The organism is Bacillus sp. 522_BSPC (assembly GCF_001076885.1).
Classification (GTDB): domain Bacteria; phylum Bacillota; class Bacilli; order Bacillales; family Cytobacillaceae; genus Niallia; species Niallia hominis.
Genome location: NZ_JVDT01000052.1, coordinates 1 through 284, shown reverse-complemented (window position 1 = coordinate 284; position 284 = coordinate 1). Strand labels below are relative to the sequence as shown.

Here is a 284-nt window from a genome sequence, read left to right as displayed (position 1 = left end):
TAGCGCCGCAAGGCGTGGGGGTTCGACTCCCTTCACCCGCACCATCTAATAAACGAAAAAGATTTATGAATGTACAATAAATTATCTCTTGTAGTGCGGTCGTGGCGGAATGGCAGACGCGCTAGGTTGAGGGCCTAGTGGGGGCAACCCCGTGGAGGTTCAAGTCCTCTCGGCCGCATCAAAAAAAGTGTTGACAGCCGATAAAATATGTTGTATGATTATAAAGTCGCTTTCGGAAATATGCGCCCGTAGCTCAATTGGATAGAGCGTCTGACTACGGATCA

At 48.9% G+C, this 284-nt stretch carries 1 tRNA gene; it reads left to right on the top strand.

Annotated elements, in window-relative coordinates:
- Positions 1-95 precede the first annotated feature (95 nt).
- Positions 96-178: transfer RNA gene (locus tag ADJ83_RS04220), tRNA-Leu, on the top strand.
- Positions 179-284: the final 106 nt, after the last annotated feature.